Raw genomic sequence first — 2,721 nt, forward strand, 5'->3', positions numbered from 1 at the left:
CTTTGGTGCCGACTCAACACTGGTCTTGCTTAACGGCCGTCGTGTAGCGGTTTCTTCCTTTGCCGAAGGCGTAGCAAATTCATTTGTCGACATTAACTCAATTCCCGTAGCGGCGATTGAACGCATCGATATTCTGAAAGACGGTGCTTCCGCTATTTACGGTTCTGACGCCGTAGCTGGTGTCGTTAATATTATTTTAAGAGATGACTTTGTCGGTACAGAATTAACCGCCAGCCACGGTGGAACAACCGGTGATGCTAACTACGAAGAAACCAGTATGAGTCTGGTCTGGGGCACGGGTGGAGACGACAGCAATACCACCATGATTCTGGATTACTGGAAAAACACCTCGATTACAGGTGCCGAGTTTGGTCGTAACGGCACAGCGAACCAAAGTCCATGGGGCGGTAATGACTTTCGCTCATCACGAGGCTTTCCGGGAAGCTTTATTGTTGACGGTGAAGAACGGCCCGATCCGGACTGCCCGGAAGATTCACTGGTTGGAACACGCTGTGTATTTGACTATGGTCCGTATGCGCAAATTTTCCCGGAAGCTGAACGTGTAGGTGCCATTATTCAGTCTCGTAAAGAGTTCTCACGAGACGTTGAGGGCTATATTGAAGTTGCCGCTCAGCATAACCGTTCAAAAGCCGGCGGCGCACCGACTCCGTTAGACGCCGATGCCGGACTCTATGTACCGGCTGACCACCCTAACAACCCTTGGGGCGAGCGTGTCGATATCAACTTTTTCCGGACAGTAGATGCCGGTCCCCGTATTTGGGATGTTGAATCCGACACTTTACGTTTTATTGCAGGCTTACGCGGAGACTTAGACGGCTGGGTCTGGGATGTCTCTTACCAAAAAGGCCGCAGCGAAGGAATGCAAACGGGTTCACGTGAGCAAGGATGGGTACGTACTGACTTTTTGCAGGAGCAAATTAACGCTGGCAACTACAATCCATTTGGCGGCACCATCAACGACCCTGAAGTCATTAATGACATTACGACGTCACTGGTACGCCGGGGTGAATCCCACCTGACCGCAGTTGATGCCAGTATCGCCGGCGAAGCGTTCCAATTGGGTGAGCATTGGGTCTCCATGGCAGCGGGTCTTGAATACCGTGAAGAAGACGTATTTGACCAACCGGATGATCAGTTCCAGCGTGGTCTTATCTTTGGTACCGAATCGGTGCAGGCCGAAGCTGAACGCGACCAGTGGGCAGCTTATGTCGAGTTTCTCATTCCAATTACTGACCAGTTAGAAGCAACTGTTGCCGGTCGTTACGATGACTACAGTGACTTTGGCTCAACCTTCAACCCACAGTTTAAATTACAATGGCGTCCGACTGAAGATGTGACTTTACGTGCATCATACGGCGAAGGTTTCCGTGCTCCGTCACTGGCACAAATTGGTCTGGGTCCATCGCAGGTTTCAACTTTCTTTGTTGATGAGTATCGTTGCGAAACCGATGGCGAAAGCTGTGTACCACTGGATTACACCATTGTATTCTCCGGCTCTGAAGACCTGCAGCCAGAAGAGTCATCAAGCTATAATATTGGTGGTATTTGGCAGGTCACTGACGCGTTTGATATCTCTGCTGATTACTGGTCAATTGAACAAGATAACAAAATTGTTCAAAACGACTTTGAGAACGTTTACAACGAGCACTGTAACGACCAGGACAGCGAGGTCTGTGAGCGCCGCGACCCACTACCAGGAGATGAGCTGGGTGAGTTGGCTGTTCTTTACAACACCTACGTTAACCTTTCCAGTCAGGAAGCTGCAGGGGTTGATTTTTCAGCAAACTATAACTGGCAACTACAAGACATTGGCGATGTTCGTTTAGGTCTTGATTGGTCTTACATGAGCAAGTTCGAGAAAGACGGTATCGACTATGCCGGCGAGTACGAGTATCCGGAGCACCGCTGGACAGCCCGTGCAGAATGGGGACGTGATGCTTTAGGTGTTAACCTCAATCTGAACTACATTGGTGAGTTTGAAGATTATCAGGCACCGGCAAACGTCGAATCCAGCGAAGCGCGTATGGTTGATAAGCAGCTACTGGTTGATTTACAAGCATACTACGATGTCACCTCGGAACTTCGTTTGACGATAGGTACCACCAACCTGTTCGACGAAGAGCCACCGGAAGCGTTTAACAATGACCTTTACGGGTATGCACCAAGCGTTCACAACCCTCGTGGCCGCTTTGTTTACTCAAAAGTCAGTTACTCGTTCTAAGAACTCAGTTTTAAAAGACTGTAAAATCCGCAATCAGTTAGTGCTGATTGCGGATTTTTTTGATCATCTCTCCTATCCTTTACGTAGGCCTAACTAGAAGATTCTTTAACGCAAGGAGAAAGCGAAGTGAAAGCATCCGATTTATTCGTAAAAGCACTTGAAAACGAGGGTGTGAAGTACATTTTCGGCATTCCCGGCGAAGAAAACCTGGACTTACTTGAGTCCCTATCAAAGTCTGATATCGAACTTATTTTAACCCGGCATGAACAGGGCGCTGGCTTTATGGCTGCCACATACGGTCGCCTGACCGGAAAGCCCGGCGTGTGTCTATCAACCCTGGGGCCGGGTGCAACGAATCTGGTTACCCCTGTGGCCTATGCTCAGCTTGGCGCTATGCCCATGGTTGTGGTTACCGGACAAAAACCCATAAAGGAGCGTCATCAGGGTCAATTCCAAATCATTGATGTGGTCGACATGAT

General features: G+C 49.2%; 2 protein-coding genes. Both read left to right on the forward strand.

The features are described from left to right. On the forward strand, positions 1 to 2,242 hold a 2,242-nt coding region (locus B3180_RS02595; protein ID WP_286842859.1), incomplete at its 5' end, for a TonB-dependent receptor. A gap of 126 nt (positions 2,243 to 2,368) precedes the next feature. Continuing rightward, a partial coding sequence (locus B3180_RS02600) for a thiamine pyrophosphate-binding protein (protein ID WP_286842861.1) occupies positions 2,369 to 2,721 on the forward strand: 353 nt, incomplete at its 3' end.

The organism is Idiomarina sp. UBA4206, assembly GCF_002383015.1.
GTDB classification, from domain to species: Bacteria; Pseudomonadota; Gammaproteobacteria; order Enterobacterales; family Alteromonadaceae; genus Idiomarina; species Idiomarina abyssalis.